The following is a 3,419-nucleotide window of genomic DNA, read 5'->3' as shown; positions in this document are numbered from 1 at the left end:
CCTGCGAGCCCTGGCCCACCGCCCGGCAGCGCGCCATCCACGCCCGGCAGCGCGCCATCCACGCCGGGCTACGCGCCGCCCACGCCGGGCTACGCGCCCTCCACCCCTTCGTCGTGGCGTCCCCATGACCCTGGCGTGTCCGGTACCGGTGCAGGTCCCGCGGAGCCGGGTGGAGGCGAGCCACGGCCACCGCAGACGCCGCCCGGTCCAGGCGCTCCGGCTATCGGGAGTGAGGCGCGGCCAAGTACTGCGCCGTCCGCCGAGGGAGCGGCGTCCTCGGAGTCATTTTCCTGGGAGCCGCATGACTCGGGCGAGGCATCGGTGGCCGGGGCCTCGTCGGGTGGGACGCCGTCCGCACCGGGTGACAGGTCTTCCGAGTCCGCCTCGTGGCGGCCGCGCACCTCGCCCGCGCCTTCGGGCCCTGAGGCCACGCCTGGCAGTGCGCCGTCCGTACCGGGCGACGCGTCCGCTGCCCCTTCGTCGTGGCGTCCCCATGACCCTGGCGTGTCCGAGACCGGCGCAGGTCCCGCGGAGCCGGGTGCAGGTGAGCCCCCGGCGCAGACTGGGCGTCCTCCGGGCGCCGGCGCTTCCACGGGTGAGCCGCCTGCCAGTGGCGTGCCGTCTACCGGAGGGGCGGAGCCCTCGGAGCCGCTCCTCTGGAAACCGCACGGGTCGGGCGAGGAGCCGGCGGCCGGGGCGGCGTCCGCAGGGGGTTACGGGTCTTCTGAGTCTCCGTCTTGGGAGTCGCGGGACCCGTCTGGCAGTGAGCAGGGTGTGGCAGGGCAGGCGGGCTCCGGTCCTTCGGCTCGCGTGGGTTCTGGGCAGTCTTCGGTGGGGCGGCATGTGCGGGATGACGAGCCGTTTCTGCCTGGAAAGGGGCTTTCGGCCGAGCCGCCTCCGACGGCTGTGCCTGAGGTTCGGGTGCCGGCGCCGCGGCCCATGGCGGATGCCGGGCGGTGCAAGACGATGGTGGACGCGTTCGTCGCGGAATTCGTGCGCAGCACCACGTGGCGGGCGACGGTGGCGGTGCTGGAGAGCGCGTTCCCGGGGCTGGGGCTGGCGGCGACGCTCTCGCGGCAGACCGATGAGCTGTGGGACGTGCTCGACCGGACGGCGGCGGCCAAACTCAGGGTGCCGGCCTGGCTGGACGACGCCGGCATGGCGTTCGACCTCAGCGCGCAGTTCGGCGTCCGGACGGTTCCGGCGCCGATGCCGGGACAGGCGCGCCCACCGCGCGCGTCCAGACCGTATGCGGGCGCGTTCGTCATCGACACGCTGGACCCGCTGCGCTACCACCGGGCCGTGGGCGGGCCGCGGGCGCCGCGCGACCTGCCGGGCGAGGGGACGCTGCAGGTCCCGTCCGCGGAGGAGGACGACAGCGGTGTGGTGATCGTCGCGAACCTGACGTCCGCCGGGGTGCGGGTGCTGGACTCGGCGGCGCTGTGGCGGTACGCGGGCCGGGTCGTCACCGGGACGCTGCGGGAGCCGGACCAGGCCCGGGCGCGGGGCGCGCTGCGGGCCCTGCGGCGCGTCGTGCTCGTGGACCCGGATCTCGGGCTCGGGTTGTGCCTGCAGATCGACGAGGCGCGGGTGCCGCGATGCCTGCTGGCGTTCAGCGTGGACCGGACGGGCGGCGTGCCCCGGTTCGTCCGCCCCTGATCAGTCGTCCGAGCGCAGCCAGGTCAGGTCGCGCTGCCGGTCGGCGGGGAGTTCGCGGATGTGGTCCACGAACTGCCACGGCTCGGTCGGCGGCGTGCCCTCGTCCGGCAGCACGCCGCACAGCAGCGCGCTCTGCGTGCTGACCGCGACGAACGGGCCGAACTGCGCGACGCCGCCCCCGCGCAGGGACGCCAGTTCGGTGAGCAGCGTGTTGACCGCGGACGCGTCCTGCGGGTCGTACAGGCCGCGGACGTAGGAGAAGAGGTCCTCGGCCAGGACGTCGGGGCGCCGGCCCGACATCTGGTAGAGGGTGCCCCAGTAGGTGCCCGTGGCCTGCGCCGAGCGCTGGTCGCGGACGCGGATGCGCAGCCCGCATTCGGCGGCGCACTGCTCGTACGCGGAGGCCAGCAGCGCCTCCGACTCGCCCTCCTCGCTCAGCAGGACGCCGGGGACGACGCCCTCCTCCCGGTCGAGGCGGTCGAGCATTTCGCGGTGCAGTTCCTGGACGTCCTGCTCCACCGCGTCGAGTGAGCGTGCCAGGGCGCGCTGGGCGTCGCGATCGAGGTCGATGCCCGTCAGTTCCCCGGTGTAATCGCCGAACTGCCTCTCGAGTTTGTCCACCCGGCCGGTGACGGACTCCAGCCTTTCGGCGAGGTCGGCGGGCGGCCCCTCGGCCTGCGGCGGCGGAATGGGAATGCCGACCGGCTCCGTCGCCTCGTCGACCACCTGCTTGAGGGAGGCGTGGTCCTTGCTGAGCTCGTTCAGCTGTTTCCGCAGGCTGCGCAGCTCCGCCTGGGCTTGGGGAAGCCGCTTGTCGGAGGCCAGGTAGAGCTCGCGTCCGGCGATCGCCAGGCAGAGCAGGACCAGGATCACGGTGGTCATGTGACTCCTCGGAAGGCGGGCTGCCTCTTGACGATAACCATCCGCGGCCGGATTGACCGCGCCCGCACTGGATCTCGTCCGAAACGCCCGCCATTTTCCGTGCCGCGGCGGTCAGCCGAAAAGGCCGCCCAGGAGGCCGCCGAGGACTTCGGCGGCACCGCCGGCGAGTTCACCTGCCACGTCGCCCGCGATGTCTCCGGCGACGCCGCCCGCCGCGTCCACGATCATGTTTCCGGCGACGTTGCCCGCGTAGTCGGCGATCACGTTGCCGAACGCGTCCACCGGGGCGCCCGCGACGTAGCCGGCGACGTTCTGCGCGTAGCCGGCGGCCCCGACGGCCCCGGCGCCCATGGCTCCGACGGCCATGCCGCCCGCGATCCCGGCCGCCGCTGCGCCGCCGACCAGACCCGCCGCGGCGATGCCGTGCCCGTGGTGCCCGTGGTAGCCGGGCGGACCGTGCTGGACGTGCACCGGCGGCGGACCCGGGTGGCCGTGGGCCGCGGGCGGATACGGCCCCAGAGGGGCGGGCGGCGGCGGACCGGCGTGGGCGGGCGGCCCGTACGGCGCGGGCCCCGCGGGCGCAGGCGGCGGCGCACCATGCGGTGCCGCCGGAGGCGGGCCGTGACCCGGCGCCGGAGGCGGACCGGCCAGCGCGCCGTGACCCGGCATCGGCGAGTGCGCAGGCCCGATGCCATGGCCAGGGAGCGGCAGGCCGGCCGGCGGCGCGGGATGCCCAGGCATAGGCGGCGCGCCGTGCCCAGGAACGGGCGGTGCGCCGTGCCCGGGCGCAGGTAGTGCGTCGTGGCCGGGGTAGGGCGTATTCGCTGGTGGTGGGCCGTGGCCGGGCGCTGGTGAATGCGCGGGAGGCAGGCCGGGGG

General features: G+C 75.1%; 3 protein-coding genes. 1 reads left to right on the top strand and 2 read right to left on the bottom strand.

The window, feature by feature from the left end; translation table 11 throughout:
- Positions 1-966 precede the first annotated feature (966 nt).
- Positions 967-1,659 (top strand): hypothetical protein, encoded by a 693-nt coding sequence (locus tag E1293_RS45705; protein WP_132206211.1) that lies wholly within the window; start codon positions 967-969, stop codon positions 1,657-1,659.
- Here E1293_RS45705 and E1293_RS45700 read toward each other — a convergent pair whose 3' ends face one another.
- On the bottom strand, positions 1,660-2,541 hold the full coding sequence (locus E1293_RS45700; RefSeq protein WP_132206209.1) for a hypothetical protein: 882 nt from the start codon (positions 2,539-2,541) through the stop codon (positions 1,660-1,662).
- A gap of 111 nt (positions 2,542-2,652) precedes the next feature.
- On the bottom strand, positions 2,653-3,012 hold the full coding sequence (locus E1293_RS45695; protein ID WP_132206207.1) for a hypothetical protein: 360 nt from the start codon (positions 3,010-3,012) through the stop codon (positions 2,653-2,655).
- Positions 3,013-3,419: the final 407 nt, after the last annotated feature.

Origin of the sequence: Actinomadura darangshiensis, assembly GCF_004349235.1 — a bacterium.
Taxonomy (GTDB): domain Bacteria; phylum Actinomycetota; class Actinomycetes; order Streptosporangiales; family Streptosporangiaceae; genus Spirillospora; species Spirillospora darangshiensis.
This window is presented reverse-complemented; position numbering and strand designations above follow the sequence as displayed.

Excerpts from the sequence above, each read along its gene's own strand:
- E1293_RS45705 (WP_132206211.1), top strand. The coding sequence starts at position 967 with ATGGTGGACGCGTTCGTCGCGGAATTCGTGCGCAGCACCACGTGGCGG.
- E1293_RS45700 (WP_132206209.1), bottom strand. The coding sequence starts at position 2,541 with ATGACCACCGTGATCCTGGTCCTGCTCTGCCTGGCGATCGCCGGACGC.